Source organism: Streptomyces sp. NPDC002588 (genome assembly GCF_040295925.1).
Lineage (GTDB): Bacteria > Actinomycetota > Actinomycetes > Streptomycetales > Streptomycetaceae > Streptomyces.
On record NZ_JBEOWF010000122.1, the window covers coordinates 1 to 1,557 of the forward strand.

The following is a 1,557-nucleotide window of genomic DNA, read 5'->3' on the forward strand; positions in this document are numbered from 1 at the left end:
CCGCTTCCTCCTCACCGCACCCCCACTCAACCTGCCCGGCACACAAGGCAGCCCCCTCACCCCGGTCGCAACCGTCTGACACCACCGCGACCGGATCCGCCACCGGCCCCCAGGCCCGTCCTGCCGACTCGGCCGGGCCGGAGGCGGAAACGCAGAAGGAATGCCCCGGGGTGTGGTCCCGGGGCATTCCGTTGTCCGCTCGGCCACGGCCGTTCCAGTGAGGGTGCGTACGGGGCCGGCGCCGGCCGCTCCGGAGACCGCGCGGTGTCCGGCGGGGTGTGGCCGCCGTCAGCCGACTGCGTGCGGCACGTCCCGGCGGTGGGACCACGGTGTGCCGAAGAGTTCCTCTGACACGGTCCGCACGACCTTGACCACCAGGGGGGCGACGAGTTCCAGCGGGGAACCGCCGTCACCGACGACCGATATCGCCCCGACGGGCCCATCGGGGCCGCGCAGCGCGAGACCGACGCATCCGAGGTCGGGAAAACACTCACCCCGGTCGATCGCCAGGCCGCCCCGGTGGCGCACGGTCCGCAGTTCCCGGTGGAGGTGGTCGACACGGCCGATGCTGTGGTGTGTGCGCCGCTCGATCACCTGCGCGTACCGGGCGTCGATCTCCTCGGGGCTGAGCCAGGCGAGCATGGCCTTGCCGAGCCCGGTGCAGTGCGCGACCGCCCTGCCGCCGACCCGCGACGGGATGTCCACGGCGGCCCGGCCACCCACCTTGTCCAGGTAGTAGATCTCCGGCCCGTCGAGCACGGCGAGATGGACGACCATCTTGGTGCGTACGGCCAGGTCCAGCAGGTGTGGTGCGGCGGCGGCCCGCAGTGCGCTGTGTCCGATCTCGCGCCCGCCCAGGCCGAGCGCCCGCGGTCCCAGCCGGTACCCGGCCACCGTGTGCTGGAGCCAGTCCAGCCGGACCAGTTGGTCGAGTATGCGATGGGTGGTCGACCGCGGCAGGTGTGTCCGGCGCGAGACCGATTCGAGCGTCAGACGGGTCTGTGGCCTCTCGAAGAGGTCCATGATCAGGGTGACGCGCTCCATCATCGACGGCGGCAGCGCGGGGTGGTCCGTCTCGGATCGGGGTTCCAGGCGAAGGGCAGACGTCATCGTCGGTGCCTCTCTGCTCACACTGAAATCAATTCTAGTTCGGCGCCGACGACAAGGTATCAATGCCCCAGTCCGCGGAGAAAGGGTCGTGCACGCATTCTTTGGGGTGACCGGTCCATTCTTTGGGCACCCAAACCGTACCGCTTCCCGGAAGAGTTCTTCCGGAGAGCGGTATACGTCGGGCGAGTGTCAGCCGCAGGTGGTGAGGCCGAGTTCAGATCGCGCGTCGGACGGACTGCGACGCCTCGTCACCTTTACCTCGCCGTCCTGGACATGGCCGGGACCACGGACTGACATGACATGACAGTGCCCGGGACACCACGTGCCCCGGGCACTGTCGTGCGGTCTGCCGCTCAGCCGGTCTCCGGGCGGGTGAGGAACGCCAGGACGGCGCTTTCCCAGGCCTCCTTCTGTTCGATCATGGCCCAGTGCCCGCAGTCGGGCAGG

Annotated in this window: 1 protein-coding gene; it reads right to left on the reverse strand. The window is 69.7% G+C overall.

The window, feature by feature from the left end; translation table 11 throughout:
• Positions 1-288 precede the first annotated feature (288 nt).
• Positions 289-1,047 (reverse strand): IclR family transcriptional regulator, encoded by a 759-nt coding sequence (locus tag ABT057_RS49065; RefSeq protein ID WP_352351911.1) that lies wholly within the window; start codon positions 1,045-1,047, stop codon positions 289-291.
• Between the last annotated feature and the right edge of the window lie 510 nt (positions 1,048-1,557).

What these genes read in the sequence shown, in the direction of transcription:
- ABT057_RS49065 (WP_352351911.1), bottom strand. Translation starts at nt 1,047, where the DNA reads ATGATGGAGCGCGTCACCCTGATCATGGACCTCTTCGAGAGGCCACAG.